Raw genomic sequence first — 19,317 nt, forward strand, 5'->3', positions numbered from 1 at the left:
CATAATAATTTCAGTCATTGTTCGTACTTTTCAATGGCTTGGTTTGTCATACTCATTTTCAAGAAACAAGTTTTTTAAGCTTTTTTCAAAACACTACTTGACTATTATTAGCTGGTCTATTTATTATTTTTTATTTCTATTTATTATCTTACATATGGTTGATTGTGCCCTTCGTTCTTACGCCCGTTTTTTACGTTTTTAAGCGGTTTTATGCTTTGCGGTATGCATTCTACAAGCGTTTTCATAATACCAGTACATCTATTCATAACGAAGTGCTTCAATTGGATCGAGTTTTGCCGCTTGATTGGCAGGATACATACCGAAGAATATCCCAACACCTGCTGAAAATACCCATGCGATCACAACGGCATTCATCGGTACTACAGGCGGCAGCGTCAGTTTATAAGCGACAATGGTCGCTATGCCCGCGCCGATAGCCGTGCCAATGATCCCTCCGATAAGCGATATAATAACCGCTTCAACGAGGAACTGCATGAGAATGTCTTTTCGGCTTGCGCCAAGCGCCTTCCGTATCCCGATTTCCCGTGTCCGCTCTGTTACAGAGACAAGCATGATATTCATAACGCCAATCCCGCCAACTAAGAGCGATATCGCCGCAATGGCACTGATAATACCCGTAATAACACCCGTTACCTGATTGACGATTTCCATTTCGCTTTCAGCACTGTAGACACGGTATTTATCGGATTCATTGCGGTGTCTTTGACTGAGAACTCTCAAAATCTTCTCTTCTATTTTGTCACGCGCGCTATCTGGATTGGTGTTAATTTCAGCCATGTATACCGTGTCACCGAGGCCGATCGTCCTTGACAGTGTATTGTATGGAATATACACCTCATGGGATGTCTCATAGCCTGAAAACAACGAGGCCTTTGGCGCCTCATAAATCCCTACGATCACATATGACAGTTTTTGATTATAGTAGCTCACTGTAATTTTATCGCCAATGACATCGGTCGTTCCAAAGCTGTCCAGTGCCAGCTGATCGTCAATGACAATAACGGATCTGCCGCCCTCATCATCACTGTCCAATAAAAAACGTCCGGACAGCATATCTATTTTTTGTATCTTATCATATTCTTCATTGACGCCGTTCACATTCAGCATCGTCCCTTGGTCATCTTTTTTATGCATTTTTTGAATGAGGCTCATGCTTTCACTATATGTTGGGGAAACTGCAACGACATCATCGCCCACATTGCGTTTAATGGCCTCTATGTCATCCAACGTCATTAAATCACGGTTGGATATTTCTTCACTCCAATTGTGATAAAGCATTAGGCGATTGACCCCAAAAGATTCAAATTCTTTATTAATTGCCGCTTTCCCGCCGTTGCCGATAGCAAAGACTGCAATAACAGAGGCAATGCCTATAATGATGCCCAGCATGGTCAGGATCGAACGCATTTTATTGACGCGAATAGCCTTAAGGGCAATGTTTAAGCTTTCGAAAAAATTCACGACATCGCCTCCTGTTCTGCTTCAATGCTGATCGGTGCATTTCTGTAATCATCAATGATCTCGCCGTCTCTAAAAGTAATCACACGGTGCGCCATTTCTGCAATATCCGATTCGTGTGTAACGAGAATAATGGTTGCGCCTTCTTGGTTTAACGCTTTGAAAATTGCCATAATTTCTTCTGTTGAATGGGAATCGAGATTCCCTGTTGGTTCATCGGCCAAAATAATCGCAGGTTGATTGACCAGCGCCCTAGCAATGGCAACCCGTTGTTTCTGCCCCCCGGAAAGTTCATTGGGGTTATGGTCGATACGATCTGCCAATCCGACGCGTTCAAGCGCTTTTTTCGCACGATCCATTCGCTCCTTCTTCGGTACCCGCGCATAGATCATCGGCAGTTCGACATTGTGCAAAGCACTATTTCTTGGGATGAGGTTAAACGATTGAAAGACAAAACCAATTTTCAAATTACGAATCGCTGCAAGTTTATCTTCAGCCATTCCCTCCGTTCTGACGCCATCTAGTGCGTACATGCCCGCAGTTGGCCTATCGAGACAACCTAAAATATTCATCAGTGTTGATTTCCCGGAACCCGATGCACCGATAATGGCAACAAAATCACCCTTTTCAATATGAAGTTGGATGGACTTCAATGCCTCGACTTTGATCGCACCCGTATCATACACTTTTGATAAGTTGCTTATTTGTATCATTTTATAAGCCTCCTCCGATGATGTTGACAGCACTGCCGTCTTCTAATTCAATCGGTGGATCCAGAGCGATTACATCGCCGTCTTGCAAAGCATCTGCGATTACTTCAATGAAAATTTCACCTTCAACGCCCAATTCAACCGGTATCATGTGCGCAATATCATCAGACACGGTAAAAATATAATTTTGACCATCTCGGTAAGCAACGGCTTCATAAGGGACTGTCAGTGCCGCTTCAGATTTAGCGACTTCAATATCGACGTCTGCTGTAAAATTAGGCTTAAACGCCGTTTCACCTTGAATGTCAACTTTAACACTGACGCTTCTTTCTGTTGATTGACCGACAGACTGTACCTCAGCAGAAGAACCCACAAAGGTAACTGAACCATCATAAACGCTGTCTCCTACACCGTAGCCGGTGATTTTAACAGGCTGCCCCACTTTGACCTTATTGATATCGTATTCACCGATAAACGTTTCGATTTCAAGGTCTTTTGTCGTTTCGATCTGCGCAACGGCAGTACCTGACGCAACGAGGTCATATGCCTCAACGCCGATCGTCGTCACTGTGCCGTCAATTGGCGCTTTAATCATTGATTTTTCCTTTAGTTTCAATAAATCATCCAGCGCATTTTTGCTGCTTTCGAGTTCAAGTGCCGATACTTTGTTGTTGGTTTGATCCGCACCCTGCGCACTCACTGCCGCCGTGTAGGCATGATAGGCTTCATCATAAGAGACCTTATACTGCGAAAGTTCATGTTCACTAATCGCACCGTTTTCGTAGAGTATCTGTGCGTCTAAATAATCCTGCTTTGCCATTTCGTAACTTTGATTGGCATTGTCAACAGCGATTTTATTCGCTTTCGAAGATGTCGCCTCTGCATATTGAAGTTCTGCGATCTGAAGCGCCAATTTGGCATCTCTAATTTGATTATCCAATGTTTCCGTATCCAATGTCATCAGCGTATCGCCCGCTTTGACGCTATCGCCTTCTTTAACGGCAATCGCCGTTACCTCACTGCTGATATCCGCATAAACGTTGGCACTGTCTTTAGCGTGCACAGTCCCTTTTGTCGATATCGTCGCTTCAAGCGCCTGTTTTACAACAACATCCGTCGATATGTAAACCTTTTGACCGGACTCTCCTGACGCTTCATTCTTCTTACCCATGACAACCGCCAATACAATGACAATGATGATTGCGATTATCGCCAATACTGCAAATAATTTCTTTTTACGTTTCATCTCTTTATTCTCCTATAATATAAGAACTGTCGCAATTGCATCCTGCTGTGCGTTTGATTCCCGTCAAAATCGGTAATGACAGAACTAAACAACCCCAATGCCGCATCCACCGAACCGCAGATTGTAAAAATAGCATTATTGTCTAATATCTAAGCATCATAATGACACAATTTATGCTTCTCTACCCTATTGTACTGGAATTTGAATAAAAAATGATGAATACTACATTAAAAAAGCATTAAAAAAACGACTGATTTAACATCAGTCGTCTTTTTCTATCGCTATTTAACCTATTTCATTTATAAAATCCGATGATAGGATCTATTTGGTGTAATTAAAAATCAGCTTAATCAACTCTTCCATCTTTTCTTTGTCCATTGCTTCATCTTCTACAAAACAGTGCGATGCATGTTCTTCCATGATCGCTAGTCCAGTCTTGTGAATTGACTGCTTAATCGCCGCAATTTGGATGAGAATCTCCTCACATGATTTATCGTTCTCCACCATGTTTTCAATCCCCTGAATATGGCCTTTAATGGTCCTTAGGCGATTGATAATTTTTTTCTTCGAGTCTGTGTTCGACAATGCTCGCACCTCCAAATTCTAGGCTTATTATAACACAGTTCATTTAAATAAATAAGCTCATATTAGAATCTTCTGCCGCACCGAGCATTGAAGCGACTCCGCCAAGTTCAACACCTTCGATGAGTTCCGCTTCCGTAATGCCCATAAGATCCATCGACATATTGCAGGCAACCATGCGCACACCGTTGTCAATGGCCATTTTAAGTAGATCTTCTAGAGAGTCGACGTTGTTTTTCTTCATAACCATCCGAATCATCTTAGAGCCCATGCCAAACATATTCATTTTAGAGAGGCCGAGTTTTGTCGTACCCCTTGGCATCATGCCGCTGAACATCGCTGATATGAAATCCTTTTTAACAGGAACTTTTTCTGTTTTGCGCAGAATATTTAGGCCCCAGAACGTATAGAACATCGTCACTTTTTTGCCCATTGATGCTGCACCATTGGCAATAATCAATGATGCAATCGCTTTATCCAGATCGCCGCTGAAAACGACCATGGTCTTATCATCCTTGACAGGCGCTGCTTCTGCCGCAGCCTTAACCGGTTTTTTTCTGCCCTTGCGAAGCCTTGCATAAAACGCCTTTGCTTCCTTGCCGCTGTCGAGCAGCGTATTGCCCGTTTTTTCACACCATACGCCAATATCATTCATAAAGCCCGGATCTGTTGCTTTGACTTCAAGAATATCGCCGGCGTTCATCGCTTCGATTGCCTTGTGCACCTGCATAATCGGTCCTGGACATTGAAGACCACAGGCATTTAATTTAATGACCTCCGCCGAAGCTTCATCGATCGCATCAAAATTTTCGACATCGCCTGATTCTGAAATGGTCATATTGTTAGAGCTGTCGCATAGACTGCCGCCGCACTTACTGCCGTCATCCTGACAGAAGACACAGGAATACGTCGTATAACCGCCCATAAAGTTTTTCACATGTTCAAAACCGTTTTGTTTTAAAATGCGCTCTGCCACATAGCCTCTGACGCCAATTGCACAGTAAGCCACATAGGTCTTGGATTTATCGAGTTCGCCCATGCGCTCTCTGAGCTGATCGAGCGGAATATTCACAGAATCTTCAATGTAGCCCATATCGCGTTCCACTTCATCACGAACATCTAAAATAATGGTATCCTCTGATTTATTTTCAAGTTCAAACCAATGGAACGGCGTTGTCGTGCCGTTTAAAATATTCTCTGCCACATAGCCTGCCATATTAACTGGATCTTTTGCCGAAGAATATGGCGGCGCATAGGCGAGTTCGAGTTCTGTCAAATCGTAGATCGTCCCACCGAGGCGAAGCGCTGTTGCCACGACGTCAACCCGTTTTTCAACCCCTTCATAACCAACGTTTTGAACACCAAAGATCTTGCCGTCCATGCCGAAGATGAGTTTCATCGTCATTGGAATGGCGCCCGGATAGTAACCGGCATTTGATTTTGGATGAACGAGTGCATAGTAATAGTCTTTACCATATTCAAGGCCGTCGCGCTTTAATGTTTTTTCATTGACACCCGATGCCGAAACCGTCAAATCAAAGACCTTTGCAACAGATGTTCCTTGTGTTCCCTTATACGTGGTATTTCTACCGGCAATATTGTCGGCACAGATACGACCTTGCTTGTTCGCCGGTCCTGCCAGTGGAATCATTGCTTTGCCGCCTTTGACAAATTCGACAACCTCAACAGCATCGCCAATGGCATAAATGGAAGGATCGGATGTTTTAAGATGTTCGTCGACAACAATACCGCCGCGCTGGTTAAGACTAAGACCTGCACCTTTTGCCAGTTCACTTTGAGGTCTAATCCCGATCGACAGCATGACGACATCTGCTTCGACCACTTTACCGCTGCTCAGCGTCACTTTCGTAACGCCGTTGTTGTATTCAAATGTTTTAACGCCGTCGCCTAAATAAAGATCGACTTTTTTATCTTTTAAGTGTCTGTGTACGATTTGTGCCATTTCATAATCAACCGGCGCCATGACTTGGTCTGCCATTTCGATTACGGAAACATTCACACCGAGGTCATGAAAGTTCTCTGCCATTTCAAGTCCGATAAACCCGCCGCCAATAACAGCTGCGCGCTTAGGCTTGAGGCGATCAACATAATCTTTGATGCGATCGACATCCGGAATATTCCAAAGCGTAAAGATGTTAGGTGCATCAATGCCTGGAATTGGCGGCTTTAATGGTGTTGACCCCGGAGACAGTACGAGAACATCATAGTTTTCATCGTAAAGATTTCCCGTTTTATGATCTCTGACATTGACTGTTTTTTTCTCGCGGTCAATGCTCAACACTTCGTTTTGGACTCTGACATCAATTTTAAACCGTTGACTCATGCCTTCCGGCGTCTGAACGAGCAGTGCATCGCGCTCTTCAATGGTGCCGCCAATGTAGTACGGCAACCCGCAGTTAGCAAACGAAATGTATTCGCCTCTTTCAAACATAATAATTTCAGCTGTTTCATCCAGACGTCTCAGTCTCGCAGCCGTGCTCGCCCCACCGGCAACACCACCGACAATTAGTACTTTCTTGCTCATAATTAGCCTCCCATGTTTTCCGATTCATTCACCTGAAACGGCAGATGATCCCGATATATATTAATTTTCCGTTTATAAAAGTTGTGATATTTGGAGTGTTCATTTCGAAAAGATTGTTACAAATATAACAAACAAGGACATAACGAAGTGAGCCGTGAGGCTCACTGTTATATCACATGCTTATAAGCCAAGCAATTCATCCAGTTTTGCTTTGTTGAATCCTTGAATAACTTCTTCGCCAACATAAATGACAGGTACGCCCATAAAGCCTTTTGACATCAGCTCTTTACGCGCTTCGATATCTGTTGAAACGTTTTTTTCTGTAAAAGAAACACCTTTTTCAGTTAAATAATCTTTTGCCATTGTGCAATAACCGCAAGTATTGCTTGAAAATACTGTTACATTCTTTGTCATTTTCTTACCTCCAAATCTTAGCATCTTGAGCTGTATCGCTCGGGTTTGACGTAATAGCCTCTCGTCAGTAAAAAGCTGCTGTAATCCACTTCAAAACTTCCGAATTGACTAATCAGCGCCGCATCCACATAGACGTTGATACCCTCAATGCTCTCTGTGTAATCATTTTCCCGTCGATCATCCTGAACGACATTAAAGACTGGACCACCTCATCCAATGCCTTGGATCATCAATCGAAAACCACTCTTGTGTTTTCTTGACGATCTCATTTTCTCTATGGCCTTTTGCGATAAATTGACTTTCATGAAGCCTCCATTCACAACTACCACCCCTAGGTAGGGGGTCTACGCTTTCATCATACGCTATCTGCCAAGCTTTGTCAATTTCTTTTTTTGTAAACAGATTATTAACAGGTCATCCACAATTAGGGGACCCTCCGCCTATTGATTTTCTCTTTCGAATATTCTGGCGATTGTATCGATTGTTAATATCATGTAAATTTTTATCGAACATTCGTTAATATTTTGACTGATAAATTCATTCTATACCCGGTTTTAAACGTAAAATTGCCTTTGGAGAGGCCTTGGTATTTTTTGAAAGTTCGGTTATGCACATTATCCACAACTTTATCAACATCCTTGTCACCATTATTCACAGGTCTGCGATTTCATGATAGACTAAGGTAAATAACAAAAAATTAGGAGCGCATTTATGTGGAAATCTAGAGGTCATCGCGGCGATGTACTGGAATCGCTAATCGAATGGACCCACACGTATTATCATCAATTGGGCCTATGCCGCATCGACAAAGTCAGCACACCTGTCAAAGTTGTCGATATTGACAAGCAGGGCATGATCACGAAAGCGTTCTTTGAGAAGAAGTCCACCATTGACTTCATAGGCATTGCCCAAGGTGTTTGTATCGCTTTTGACGCCAAAGAAACCAATCTAAAGAGCTTGCCGCTCTCCAATATTCATCCCCATCAAATCGAATATATGCATGACATTTCAGTACAGGGTGGTCTCGCCTTTATCATCGTTCATTTTAAATTTAATGATACGTATTTTCTCGTCCCCTATGAAATCATCGCCGCCTATTATGAGCATCCCACAAAGAAATCTATCCCCTTTAAGGCGATGCCCGCTGATTTTAGAATTCAAAAAGAGCGTGCCGGGAGCTTGTTGAATTACTTACCTCAGCTCAACGTCTACATGCGCTACAAATCGGAACAAAAATTCGATTCTTTTCAACTTGATCTGTAAGAGGTGCTATCCCTCTGCTTATCATTGAATTCATCACAAGATTATCGCTTCGATACCGCTCAAGGACATATCCAGAAATACTTCGCCATACAGCAGCATAACGGTCTATTTGACAAAGGCTTCATTGGCTATTGAATCAATACAAGGAGTTTATATGGTTGCAGTTAAAATTATCAACAGCTTTACTTATAACGGCAAAGGCGGCAATCCCGCAGGCGTCGTCTACCTCAACGGCAATTTTCCCACTGATCAAACAATGCTGTCTATCGCCAAAGCCATCGGTCTCTCTGAAACGGTCTTTGTCCGCGATAGGGTCGGTGGCGGCTACTCCATGCGGTATTTTACGCCTGAGGCTGAGGTGCCGCTTTGCGGTCACGCAACATTGGCGGCATGTTATGATCGCTATAGAAACAATGCCCTCAGCGGCAACCCCATTGTCATTGAGACCGGTGCCGGCCTTATTCAAGTGGATCAGATCCATTCGTCTGATAGAAACGTTCATTTTTGGATGGCACAGCCATCACCTATATTTGAAGCACTTTCACCTGAATCCATTGCACTTGTCACCAATTGTTTTCAGTCTCTTAAACAAAACAGCAGCTTGCCAATCTGTATAGGCAGCACCGGCCTTAGAGATATTATCATTCCCATCGAAAGTCGAGACGCATTAAATGAAGTCATCATGCTGCCTTCAGCGCTGTCATCTGTTTCCGAGCACTTTAACGTTACCGGCGCACATCTCTTTGCCATTGAAAATGACGCCGTTTACGCACGCAATTTTGCACCGCTCTACGGTATTGATGAAGAGAGTGCAACAGGCACTTCCAACGGTGTTCTAATTGCGTATCTTCAAAAGTTCGCACATTCAGCCGTGACCATCACTGCAAATGCCAAAGAATCCAAAAACGCGCTGCAGTGTACGATTCTTCAAGGGGAAACCATGGGGAAACTCAGTCAGATTCTGACACATGTTGTTTCAAAAAATGACACTCAGTACCCCACAGTTGGCGGCAGCTGTATCGCAGACCATACCGTTTATCTGTGCGATTTAGCACTGTAATCTCTGCTGTTATCATAAAAACCCGATTGCACGCGCATCATTTCCGCGTTGCAATCGGGTTTTTAATTTGTCATCAAACCACGTGTGGTTCTGCTATCCGGTACCAGTCGTTTTTAGACACTCAGACTGTTACATTTTTTTATTCATTGCTTTTCAGCATTGCTTGATCTTGTGCACTAGACTTCATATCATAACTGCGCTCAAAGACGAGCGTCACTTTGAACAGATCACCGTCTACATGTACTTCAAAATGGCCGCCCATCCGCTCAAAGAGTTCCTTGGCAATGGCAAGGCCAAGGCCTGACCCCTCACTTCGCCGCGCTTGATCACCTCTTGCAAATCGCTCTGTAAAATAGGCGCCATCCTGAGACAATGGTTCTGCTGAAATATTTTTTATTTCCAGCTGGACAAAGTTTTTTTGAATAAGCGTTACAACATACACGCGTGATCCATTCAGGGCATACTTCGCAATGTTGCCAAGCAAATTTTCTAAAACCCGCCATAGTTTGTCAGAATCAGCTTCAATATAAACCGGCATGTCATTTTCTGAACGCAGCAGCCTCAATGCGCGTGAATGAAAGCTTTCCTCAAATTCAGCAAGTGCCTGCGTGAGCACCTGCTCGAGATCAACCGTCTCTATTGACAGATGCACATTGCCGCTGGACAATTTGCTCATTTCCAGAATGTCATCAACCAGTACTTTCAGGCGCTGTGTCTTTTCATCCAAAACATCCACATATTCTTTAACCGTATCGTCTTCCGTTTCATGCTGCATCAACAGTTTGACATAGTTGATAACAGCCGTCAGCGGTGTTTTTAAATCATGCGAGACATTGGTCAAGAGTTCTGTCTTAAGGCGTTCACCTTTAATCGCTTCTGCCACAGCCTCATTAACCGATTCCTGCATACTGTTGAGCCGTTCTGCAAATGGCACGAGTGCCGGCATCATTTTATCGATATCCAGTGCCATATCATATTCCCGCTGTGGTGCATAATAAACGCTCTCTACAATATCCGACAGCGAAAAGACAAAGCGAAATACCCACCATATAATCAACAAATCCACGGGAATAAACACCATTAGAACCGGTGACCACGCCATCGACAACAGAACATTGCATGCGACAACAACGCCTGTGAGCAACACGAATCCAACGAGTTTACGACGAATGGGACCATGGCTAAAAAGCGCTCTTGACAGCCCGCCGACCCAATTGCCAATACCTTTGAAAAAACGATAAATCAGACTTTTCCTAATCATTGTCCCTTCAAAGAGACTGCACAGTAAGCTTGCCGCAAGTGCCGATATCACACTGGCGCAGATGAGCAATACAAAAAGCAATGCGACCATCCCTGCACGTTCAATATCATTGCCTCGCCAGAACAAATCAGGTTCCAGCGCATCAAAGAAAATGGCGCCTGCCAATACCACAATACAGCCAAGCAAAATCAAAGCGATATCACTCGGCAGCAAATCTGCTATCTTGTAGCGATTTGGCGCCCTCAGCAATCGACGTATCATAATGCCAAAAAGCCAAAGCGCTAAAATTCCCGTAATAAAACCGCCAATGACCATCCATGTCAGATAAGGCGTCAGCTGGCTAAAAAAATAATAGTATTCGAAACGATCGTGTAGTTCATCTCCCACCATGTAATCATCATAGGCGACAATACCCGCTTCTATTTTGAGTGAATAGTTCTGCAATCTCTCGACAGAATTTTCATACAGCCTAACATTCGTCAAAACAGACTGTGTTTCTGAAGTACGATATAGGGTTTCAATCTCGGCATCTTCAATCGTTGATATGACAATGGCATACTGCTGCTGTTTGTCAAACTGAGCAGACTGCGTCAAAATTTCTCCCGTTGTTAAATCTGTTATGCGATAATAAAATCTGCCGTATGCCGCTAAATTGCTTTTCCACGATGCAATATTCGCATCGTTCTCGTTGTCGCCTTCTTCTTGATGCTTCAGCAAATCAGCATAATAGATAACTTCCTGCAGTATATTATTATAGTAATTTGAAAAGCGCCACGTCTGGTAAAAATCCATTTCGTCATCGACAACTTGAATCACACCTAGTACGACACTGGCAAACGCGATGCAAGCTGTCAGCAGAATGGCAATCAGCGTATTTAGTTTCCCCGTCTTGACGTTCATCTGCCTTGCAATTTCTGCGGCAGTCTCCGCCTGATCAACAGACCAGTTGGCATTCTCAGCTGTACCACCTCGCCTGTCCTTATCGCTGTGTCTTAATGTCTTCAATTTTATACCCAATGCCCCACACCACCTTTAAGTATTCTGGGTTCTTCGGATCGATTTCAATCTTTTCTCGAATGCGCCTGATATGGACCGCCACCGTATTTTCCGGTGAAAATGCTTCTGCCTGCCATACGTTTTCATAAATCTCGCGAATGGAAAAGACGCGGCCTTTATGTGCCATTAATAGTTTTAAAATGCGCATTTCCGTCGCCGTCAGCATCACCGGATCACCATTGACACTGACGGTATTCATTTCAAGATCAAAGGTCAAGCCACCGCTTCTGTAAAGTGAAGGTTTCATCTCAGCCGCACCGAGCATGGTATAACGTCTTATGAGTGCCTTTGACCGCGCCACCAACTCCAGTGGGTTATACGGCTTCGTCAAATAATCATCAGCCCCAAAATTAAGACCAATAATCTTATCGACATCTTCTGATTTCGCCGTCACCAGCATAATCGGTGCATTGGTAAAGGCTCGCAATGCTCTGGTCAGTGATAAACCATCTAATTCCGGCATCATGATATCCAGAATCATCAACTGCAGCTCCCTTGTTTTTGCGATGGTCAGTGCCGTTTTGCCGTCGTAGGCTTTTATGACTTCGTAGCCTTCCTGTTCCAAAAAAATTGACGCCGACTGAACAATCTCCAGATCGTCATCGCAAAGCAATATCGTTTCATTCATCATTCCGACTCCCATATCTATCTTAACAAACACTTATGACATCTTTGACAATACCTTTCTTACAAATTTCTTAAGGCGCATCAGCCAGCATCCTAGCCAACTGCCGCCTCTCAAATTATAACATAGTTCTGTTTGCTTGCGACGAACAGCCCATATAAAAAAACCGTCTTCAGCAAAAACGCTTCAAACGGCCTTTTATCATCTTAAGCATCAATTTTTAACCACCTTTCAAACATGGGTTCAAAAGAGTGACTGTCTTCAAAATAGACCAGTCCTAAATAAGTGAAGAAAAGCTTCTCCAAAATTCTAACAGAACGTACATTTTGCTCGTCAACACCTGCGACAATGCGTTTTGCAGAGAAATGCGCTTCTGCATATGCAACACAGGCACCCGCAGCTTCAGTTGCAAAACCATTACCCCAATAGGGCCTTTGAAAATGAAACGACATTTCAATGGTTTCTGGCGCATTGTCGTCTTCATTCGCATCATCAAAGTGGTTAAAACCACAGGCGCCAATCAACTGATTGTTCTCTTTTAAAATAACAGCCCAGTGCTGATAACCATATTTTATCTGGTGATCAATTCCTTTTTTAATGGAGGTAATCACTTCATCTCGCGTCATTAACTTTGCGCTCGGCAAAAACTTCATGACTTCCCGATCGCCCCAGATGGCGTACCCAGCATCTACATCGGTGAGCTCCCACGTTCTGAGTACCAAACGCTCTGTTTCAAGTATGATCATTGCATCACTCCTTAACCTATTTTAGCATAAGCATTGTGACTGTACAGCTTTTTGCCATCTTTTTATAAGATCATTACCCTAAAATATTAAAAGTCATCAGCAATCACATCATTTAGAGCATAAAAAAAGTCTTCACCACTTGACAAATGCAGGTGAAGACACTTTTTCTAACGCTGAATACGACCATCTGACGTTATAATAACTTCCTGATAGGGAACAATACAGCGCGCTGCCAGCATCGCTTCTTTTACCGCATGCGGCATGCCGCCGCAGCAAGGTACTTCCATGCGTACGACCGTAATGCTTTTAATTTCATTTGCCGTTAATATCGCTGTCAGTTTTTCAATGTAATATTGATTATCATCCAATTTCGGGCAGCCGATCACGGTCACTTTTCCTTTAATAAAATCACGATGAAAATCACCGTAGGCAAAGGCTGTACAATCTGCTGCAACCAAGAGGTCCGCCCCCTGAAAATAAGGTGCATTGGGACTCACCAATTTCAGCTGCACCGGCCATTGCATCAGCTCTGACGGCACTTCATAACGTATTGAATCATTGCCCGTACGCTGTGTTTCAACAGTTTCAAGATTCACGATCAGCGGTTCGCGATGAATCGCCTTCGCCGCCATTCCGGCACAGCCGCTTGGCTGTATCGTATCCATCTTATGAGTTTGTTTAATATTTTTACGCGTTTCATCAAATGTATCCGTTTCTTTTTCTACCATGTGAATCGCATCCACCGGGCACTTGGGCAGACACATGCCAAGTCCGTCGCAATAAGATTCACTGACAAGTTTCGCCTTGCCGTCTATTATCTCGATAGCACCCTGCATACACGCACCGGCACATAGGCCGCATCCAATACACTTCGCTTCATTAATTTCAATCACATTTCGTTTCACAGTATTGCCTCCTCTATTCAATGCCTAAAGACTTCAACATATGCCCTTTACAGTCGTTTTTTTATCTGTTGGCATTATTATACGGCAGTTTTAAAACACTGTATGTAACACGTGTTACTAAATTCGCGATACAGTATAAAAAAATCTGCCGTTTCAACGTACTTTATATGACGTGATCGGCAGATTTTAATACAGGATGCAACTGCGCTAATTGAAACAGCATCACAATCGGCATTCCTTTAAATAATCATATCGTTATAGATTTCCATCCCCGCAGGATTGAAGGTTTTATTTTTAATACGGTCAATAGGGATTACTGCATGGTCAATCCCGCCAATAATCCGTGCAGGAATGCCGACAGCCGTCGATTCTGTTCGCGTATCCTTAAGGACGACCGAACCCGCTCCGATTTTCGTACCAGCGGCGATGTGAATCGGTCCCAAGATTCGCGCACCGGCGCCAATGACAACGCGGTCGCCAATCGTTGGATGCCGTTTGCCGACGTCTTTGCCCGTTCCGCCTAACGTCGTCCCTTGATAAATCGTCACATAGTCGCCAATAATCGTCGTCTCACCAATCACGACCCCCATACCGTGGTCAATAAAAAGGCATCTGCCAATTTTGGCCCCGGGATGAATCTCAATACCCGTTAAAAATCTTGCCAGTTGTGAAATCAAACGCGCCAGAAAATACTGCTTGTGCTCGTAAAGCCAATGGGAGAGCTTATACAGTGCTACGGCATGTACAGACGGATACAACAGCAGTACCTCCAAATAACTTCTTGCAGCAGGGTCGTTATGTTTAATATTATCCAAATGTGCTTTCATCCGTTTAAACATTGCCAGCCAGCTCCTTTCAATTACTAAAATACATTACTCGAAATATATTTGTCACCGCTGTCCGGTGATATCGTCAATACTGATTTGCCGGTACCAAGCCTTTCTGCTACCCTCAGCGCCGCCACGACAGCTGCTCCGGAAGAAATGCCGACAAAGAGACCTTCTTCATCCAATAAGCGCTTGGTCATTTGAAGTGCATCGTCACTGGAAACCTTAATCACTTCATCAAGGATCTTTAATTCCAGTACACTTGGTACAAAACCCGCACCAATGCCTTGAATTTTATGTGGTCCTGCACTGCCGCCTGAAAGTACAGGCGACTCAGCCGGTTCCACACCGACCACTTCAATTGCCTGATAGTGTTCTTTCAGTCGCTTGCCGACGCCTGTAACGGTACCACCCGTCCCAATCGTCGCCACAAAGGCATCCAGTGTCTTAAAATCATTAACAATTTCCACACCTGTTGTTTCATAGTGTATCTTGCTGTTATAGCCATTGTTAAACTGCTGCGGCATAAAGTACTTCGGCGCTTCTGCCATGGCCGTCGCTTCTGCAATGGCCCCGCTCATGCCCTTCTTTCCGTCTGTTAAAATAAGTTCTGCGCCATAAGCTTTGATAATATTGCGCCTTTCGACACTCATGGTATCCGGCATGACGATGATCACTTGATAGCCTTTCATTTTGCCGATCAACGCCAGTGCAATCCCCGTATTGCCGCTTGTCGGTTCAACAATCGTCATTCCCGGCTTTAAGGCACCATCTTTTTCAGCACCTTCAATCATACCGAGCGCCGCTCTTACTTTAATGCTGCCGGACATATTGCTGCCTTCCAGTTTAACATAAACCGCCGCACTTCCCGCCGGCACTAGGTGATTCAATTTAACGATAGGGGTATTCCCAATCAGTTGAGTCGCTTCCATTTTAATCATGCTATTCGCTTCCTTTCACAAGTCCTTCTCATATGCTCTTGCGCTTTTCATACACTCATACGATCGTTATAGGCTTTTTCTCTCTCATTTAAAATTAAAAAGCTCCGTCTCTATCATATTCTATAGAGACGAAGCATACTCCGCGGTTCCACTCTTATTAATCGTCGGCCATGAACCGTCGATCCAGCTTGTATACTCTGTAACGGGAGCACCCGGTATAGCCTACTTATTTTCGGTATACAGTTCAGAAGCGCACTTCATCCAATTGACACAAGACATTTTCACCAGCCATGTCCTCTCTAAATGTTCACCTTGGATTACTCTACTTCATCATAACCACTTGCACTATATATCCTAGTGTTTTAATTCCAACTAATCAACTATGAATTAATTATTGCTATTTTAACTTGTGCCAAACCATTTGTCAACTGGTTTCATCAAATTTTTACAAAGTAAATAAAAAATTAACCCTATATTGCAGCTTGACAACGGTGTTTGCTTTTGCTGTTAATCATTTATCATTTATGCTAAAATGTGATAAGGAGGCAAACTTTAATGGATTTCAAACAACTTGAGGCGTTTGTCAACGTCGCAAAATACAAGAATTTCTCAAAGGCTGGTAAAGCGCTTTATCTGTCTCAGCCCACGATCAGCATGCATATCTCCAATTTAGAAAAAGAACTCGGCGTCTCCTTATTTGATCGCACTTCAAAAGAAGTGAATCTGACACCGTCTGGTCATGAGTTCATGCGATATGCCCTTGATATGATCAATATGAAAAACCATGCCTTGCACGATATGATGCGTGCAAATGACACCATAAAAGGGGCAATTCAAATTTCAACGAGCAGTACCCCTAATCTCATTATTCTACCTAAAGCCATTCACACGTTTCAGTCACTGCACCCAGATGTCTGTTTCTTTATTGAAGAAAAAAGTACAAATCTCATTCTCGAGGACGTCTGCGCCTTAACGGCGGATATCGGTCTCGTGGGGATGCATGTGGTCAGCGACCGCTTTGCGACGCATGCCTTATTTGACGATGATTTTGTCTTTGTAGCTGCCGACCATATGCATGTTCCACCTGTTATTGAACTTTCAGATCTTCGACAGTTTAAAATCATACACCGCAGTGCACAGTCGGCAACCCGCATTGAACTCGAACGCAATTTTGTCGAACAGGGGCTCGATATTTCACTGCTCGATACCGTCGTTGAAACAGATGATCTCAATTTGCTCATGGTACTCGTCGAAAAAGGACTTGGAATCTCTTATATTTCCAAGCATATCTTTGAACAGTATCAAAAATCCTTAGCCATTAGCGCCTTTTCAATTAAAGGTGTCAGACCGCAAAAACACATTGAACTCATCGTCAACAAAAGGCGAACGCTTTCACCTGCTGCCGAAGATTTCAGCAAGCTTATCATTCGCCTCTTTCAAAATCACGATGATGAAAATTGCAATAGCAAATCCGTCTACCCGCCGCTCTAACGTCGTTTAAGACCGCATTTTCTCAGTGCCCTTTCGGGCGCTTTTTCTATGCAAAAGATTGACGGCAACCAGCATCAGCGTCATCATTGCGTAAAGGCCATATAGTGCCTGATAACCGTAAATCGCAGTGATGGCACTTCCCGCAATGGTGAAGATAAAGGTAGCGATGCCCGTTGAAACAGCCGTATAGATGGAAATTGCCGATGCGACAATTTCTTTAGGTGTAATATCACCAATCATTTCGACAAAGAGCGGAATAAAAATCCCAACGACGACACCGCGAATAGCACCAGCGGCCAGAAAATAGCCATAGCCTGTACTCATACTCAATATACCAAGACGCAGTGCCGAAGCCAGCGTGATCATAAAGATTAGAGCCGTCTCGCCAAAGCGCTCCATCAAGCGCTTCGAATAAAATATAAATGGAATTTCAACCACAACGGAGACAGCTGTAATCGTCCCCAGCGCTTTCAGTGGAATTCCCATGGAACGCGTATACATAAAAATAAACTGTTCCCCTGAAAAGAAGATACCGATCAGGAAAAAAGTATAGATAAGAATATAAGTATACTGTCTATTTTTAATAAGACTGCCTAAATCCTGCAAATACGACCGCTTCTGTCGCAATGTCGGGTATGCATTGAGTGGTGTTAAAAGCGCAAATCCCAAGATATACCCCACTGCTGCAATGTAAAAAACCATCTTGAGCCCAAAGACATCACTCAACCGCGCCACAGCGAACGCACCGACTGCGTAGCCGATTGATCCCCATGACCGTATAGCGCCAAAACTCCCCGCATTCGCTTCCATGCTCACGAAACGAATCGTCATACTATCCGATATAGGGTTTTGACCGGAGAGGAAAACCATAAAGAGCGCATAACACGCCATTCCTGCCAGTGGATTAGATAAAAGCGTCATCGAAACTGCAAGTAGGAACGTCATAACGATTAAAAACCGCAAGACTTTCTTGCGGTTGCCCAGCTGATCGCTCAGCGCACCCCAAATGGGCTGAAAGGTCAACGTAATCAACGGTATAAACGACATAAAAAAGCCAACCTGACTGGCAGCAATCCCTAGTTGCTCATTCAGATACACGGTTATGAGCGAATTGGTACAGGACCATGTAAAAAAAACGCCGAAATAATATCGGAAATATGCTGTTTTCATCAATTCTCTTCCCTTTTATCTTCCCTTTGACACCGATTGGCATCCTTTTATCTATTCTGATTCATTAAAGGCAATTGCATCATTAACTTACAGTTTGCCCATTGTTCTTTTTGCTTTCTTGTGCAACTCAGTATAGCATATCCGTTCATAAGTGTATAGAGACAAAGCCATTCCCCTTAAACAGCGTTCGGCAAATAGATGCTTTATCGCTTCATTTCAGTCACTGAGCCGCAAAAAAAGAGGTGCTCAGCACCTCTACATTGATGTCTCACTATACTGACGTGTTTAACGCGGTTAACCTGGAATTATTTTTACAAGGACTCTCCGCTTTCTAGGACCGTCAAACTCACATAAGAAAAGCGATTGAAACATACCGAGCTCCATCCTGCCGTTATTCAGGATAATGGTCACACTGTTGCCAAAGAGACTCGCTTTGATATGCGCGTCTGAATTGCCTTCGATATGCTGGTAATCACCATGCTTTGGTACTAATTCGCTCATCTTGTTCAAAATGTCGGTTGGCACGACCGGGTCATAGTTCTTATTGATGGTCACACCTGCCGTAGTATGCGGAATGTAGACGACGACAATGCCATTCAGGAGACCACTTTTCGCAACAAACGCTTTAACTGGTTCTAAAATTTCCAACATTTGATTCTTTTCTGTGGTTTTAAATTCCATGGATTCAAACATACCTGCACCTCCATTCCTTCTATTTCATATATACATCTTTTTGAAACTTTCTAATCATAAAGGTTTACACACGGCACCGCTTTCTATAGAAATTGCCGCTTACTCTATTTTCATCGTTATCCTGAGCATTCTATTCTGCATTCAAACAGCCAACACCATTCATTGCATAAAAACTTGCTCTATCAATCGGGTAGGAGAGAAAGTTAAATAACTTTCCCGACCTCCCACAGCACCGTACGTACGGGTCTCGTATACGGCGCTTCCCAAGTTTATGCATTAACAGTTTTGTATTTGTCAGAAAAG

The 19,317-nt window shown here is 43.5% G+C and carries 17 protein-coding genes and 1 other annotated feature; of the genes, 3 read left to right on the plus strand and 14 right to left on the minus strand.

The features are described from left to right. Positions 1–258 precede the first annotated feature (258 nt). The 6 genes from KHM83_RS18285 to KHM83_RS18310 all read right to left on the minus strand — a co-directional run bounded on the left by KHM83_RS18285 (position 259) and on the right by KHM83_RS18310 (position 6,976). On the minus strand, positions 259–1,482 hold the full coding sequence (locus KHM83_RS18285) for an ABC transporter permease (RefSeq protein WP_213238478.1): 1,224 nt from the start codon (positions 1,480–1,482) through the stop codon (positions 259–261). Then, positions 1,479–2,192, minus strand: coding sequence for an ABC transporter ATP-binding protein (locus KHM83_RS18290; protein ID WP_213238479.1), 714 nt, complete (start codon positions 2,190–2,192; stop codon positions 1,479–1,481). The genes KHM83_RS18285 and KHM83_RS18290 overlap by 4 nt, the downstream gene beginning before the upstream one ends. Before the next feature lies 1 nt (position 2,193). After that, entirely contained in the window at positions 2,194–3,435 is a 1,242-nt protein-coding gene (locus KHM83_RS18295; protein WP_213238480.1) for an efflux RND transporter periplasmic adaptor subunit, read from the minus strand. Positions 3,436–3,756: 321 nt separating this feature from the next. Continuing rightward, positions 3,757–4,020 (minus strand): metal-sensitive transcriptional regulator, encoded by a 264-nt coding sequence (locus KHM83_RS18300; protein ID WP_213238481.1) that lies wholly within the window; start codon positions 4,018–4,020, stop codon positions 3,757–3,759. A gap of 43 nt (positions 4,021–4,063) precedes the next feature. Continuing rightward, entirely contained in the window at positions 4,064–6,562 is a 2,499-nt protein-coding gene (locus KHM83_RS18305) for an FAD-dependent oxidoreductase (RefSeq protein ID WP_213238482.1), read from the minus strand. Positions 6,563–6,742: 180 nt separating this feature from the next. Then, positions 6,743–6,976: a glutaredoxin family protein gene (locus tag KHM83_RS18310; protein ID WP_213238483.1), complete on the minus strand. Its 234-nt coding sequence runs from the start codon at positions 6,974–6,976 to the stop codon at positions 6,743–6,745. A gap of 711 nt (positions 6,977–7,687) precedes the next feature. On the opposite strand from KHM83_RS18310, the gene KHM83_RS18315 reads away from it, so the two are divergent. Both KHM83_RS18315 and KHM83_RS18320 read left to right on the plus strand, forming a co-directional pair. Next, positions 7,688–8,239 carry a Holliday junction resolvase RecU gene (locus KHM83_RS18315; protein ID WP_213238484.1) on the plus strand — a complete coding sequence of 184 codons (552 nt, stop codon included), beginning with the start codon at positions 7,688–7,690 and terminating at the stop codon, positions 8,237–8,239. Positions 8,240–8,393: 154 nt separating this feature from the next. After that, entirely contained in the window at positions 8,394–9,299 is a 906-nt protein-coding gene (locus KHM83_RS18320) for a PhzF family phenazine biosynthesis protein (protein WP_213238485.1), read from the plus strand. A 139-nt stretch (positions 9,300–9,438) separates the two neighbouring features. On the opposite strand, the gene KHM83_RS18325 is transcribed toward KHM83_RS18320, so the two are convergent. The 6 genes from KHM83_RS18325 to cysK form a co-directional block, all read right to left on the minus strand. Next, on the minus strand, positions 9,439–11,577 hold the full coding sequence (locus KHM83_RS18325; RefSeq protein WP_213238486.1) for a sensor histidine kinase: 2,139 nt from the start codon (positions 11,575–11,577) through the stop codon (positions 9,439–9,441). Beyond that, positions 11,540–12,247 (minus strand): response regulator transcription factor, encoded by a 708-nt coding sequence (locus KHM83_RS18330; protein ID WP_425513882.1) that lies wholly within the window; start codon positions 12,245–12,247, stop codon positions 11,540–11,542. The genes KHM83_RS18325 and KHM83_RS18330 overlap by 38 nt, the downstream gene beginning before the upstream one ends. Before the next feature lie 200 nt (positions 12,248–12,447). Next, positions 12,448–12,987 carry a GNAT family N-acetyltransferase gene (locus tag KHM83_RS18335; RefSeq protein ID WP_213238487.1) on the minus strand — a complete coding sequence of 180 codons (540 nt, stop codon included), beginning with the start codon at positions 12,985–12,987 and terminating at the stop codon, positions 12,448–12,450. A 167-nt stretch (positions 12,988–13,154) separates the two neighbouring features. Further along, entirely contained in the window at positions 13,155–13,892 is a 738-nt protein-coding gene (locus tag KHM83_RS18340; protein ID WP_213238488.1) for an ATP-binding protein, read from the minus strand. A gap of 239 nt (positions 13,893–14,131) precedes the next feature. Then, on the minus strand, positions 14,132–14,731 hold the full coding sequence (gene epsC, locus KHM83_RS18345) for a serine O-acetyltransferase EpsC (RefSeq protein WP_213238489.1): 600 nt from the start codon (positions 14,729–14,731) through the stop codon (positions 14,132–14,134). Positions 14,732–14,754: 23 nt separating this feature from the next. After that, positions 14,755–15,660: a cysteine synthase A gene (cysK, locus tag KHM83_RS18350; protein WP_213238490.1), complete on the minus strand. Its 906-nt coding sequence runs from the start codon at positions 15,658–15,660 to the stop codon at positions 14,755–14,757. Between the two features lie 121 nt (positions 15,661–15,781). Beyond that, positions 15,782–16,003, minus strand: a binding site (T-box leader). Positions 16,004–16,215: 212 nt separating this feature from the next. Here cysK and KHM83_RS18355 point away from each other — a divergent pair. Continuing rightward, complete coding sequence (locus KHM83_RS18355) at positions 16,216–17,151, plus strand: selenium metabolism-associated LysR family transcriptional regulator (protein ID WP_213238491.1); 936 nt, start codon at positions 16,216–16,218, stop codon at positions 17,149–17,151. A gap of 6 nt (positions 17,152–17,157) precedes the next feature. Here KHM83_RS18355 and KHM83_RS18360 read toward each other — a convergent pair whose 3' ends face one another. After that, a complete protein-coding gene (locus KHM83_RS18360) occupies positions 17,158–18,321 on the minus strand; it encodes an MFS transporter (RefSeq protein ID WP_213238492.1) in 1,164 nt (387 codons plus the stop codon). A 294-nt stretch (positions 18,322–18,615) separates the two neighbouring features. Continuing rightward, positions 18,616–19,014, minus strand: a complete 399-nt coding sequence (locus KHM83_RS18365) for a secondary thiamine-phosphate synthase enzyme YjbQ (RefSeq protein WP_213238493.1) — start codon at positions 19,012–19,014, stop codon at positions 18,616–18,618. Between the last annotated feature and the right edge of the window lie 303 nt (positions 19,015–19,317).

The sequence above is a fragment of the Fusibacter paucivorans genome, from assembly GCF_018390735.1.
GTDB lineage: Bacteria > Bacillota > Clostridia > Peptostreptococcales > Acidaminobacteraceae > Fusibacter > Fusibacter paucivorans.

What these genes read in the sequence shown, in the direction of transcription:
- epsC (WP_213238489.1), bottom strand. Translation starts at nt 14,731, where the DNA reads ATGTTTAAACGGATGAAAGCACATTTGGATAATATTAAACATAACGAC.
- KHM83_RS18315 (WP_213238484.1), top strand. Translation starts at nt 7,688, where the DNA reads ATGTGGAAATCTAGAGGTCATCGCGGCGATGTACTGGAATCGCTAATC.
- cysK (WP_213238490.1), bottom strand. Translation starts at nt 15,660, where the DNA reads ATGATTAAAATGGAAGCGACTCAACTGATTGGGAATACCCCTATCGTT.
- KHM83_RS18305 (WP_213238482.1), bottom strand. Translation starts at nt 6,562, where the DNA reads ATGAGCAAGAAAGTACTAATTGTCGGTGGTGTTGCCGGTGGGGCGAGC.
- KHM83_RS18365 (WP_213238493.1), bottom strand. Translation starts at nt 19,014, where the DNA reads ATGTTTGAATCCATGGAATTTAAAACCACAGAAAAGAATCAAATGTTG.
- KHM83_RS18355 (WP_213238491.1), top strand. Translation starts at nt 16,216, where the DNA reads ATGGATTTCAAACAACTTGAGGCGTTTGTCAACGTCGCAAAATACAAG.
- KHM83_RS18290 (WP_213238479.1), bottom strand. Translation starts at nt 2,192, where the DNA reads ATGATACAAATAAGCAACTTATCAAAAGTGTATGATACGGGTGCGATC.
- KHM83_RS18310 (WP_213238483.1), bottom strand. Translation starts at nt 6,976, where the DNA reads ATGACAAAGAATGTAACAGTATTTTCAAGCAATACTTGCGGTTATTGC.
- KHM83_RS18360 (WP_213238492.1), bottom strand. Translation starts at nt 18,321, where the DNA reads ATGAAAACAGCATATTTCCGATATTATTTCGGCGTTTTTTTTACATGG.
- KHM83_RS18335 (WP_213238487.1), bottom strand. Translation starts at nt 12,987, where the DNA reads ATGATCATACTTGAAACAGAGCGTTTGGTACTCAGAACGTGGGAGCTC.
- KHM83_RS18295 (WP_213238480.1), bottom strand. Translation starts at nt 3,435, where the DNA reads ATGAAACGTAAAAAGAAATTATTTGCAGTATTGGCGATAATCGCAATC.
- KHM83_RS18330 (WP_425513882.1), bottom strand. Translation starts at nt 12,247, where the DNA reads ATGATGAATGAAACGATATTGCTTTGCGATGACGATCTGGAGATTGTT.
- KHM83_RS18320 (WP_213238485.1), top strand. Translation starts at nt 8,394, where the DNA reads ATGGTTGCAGTTAAAATTATCAACAGCTTTACTTATAACGGCAAAGGC.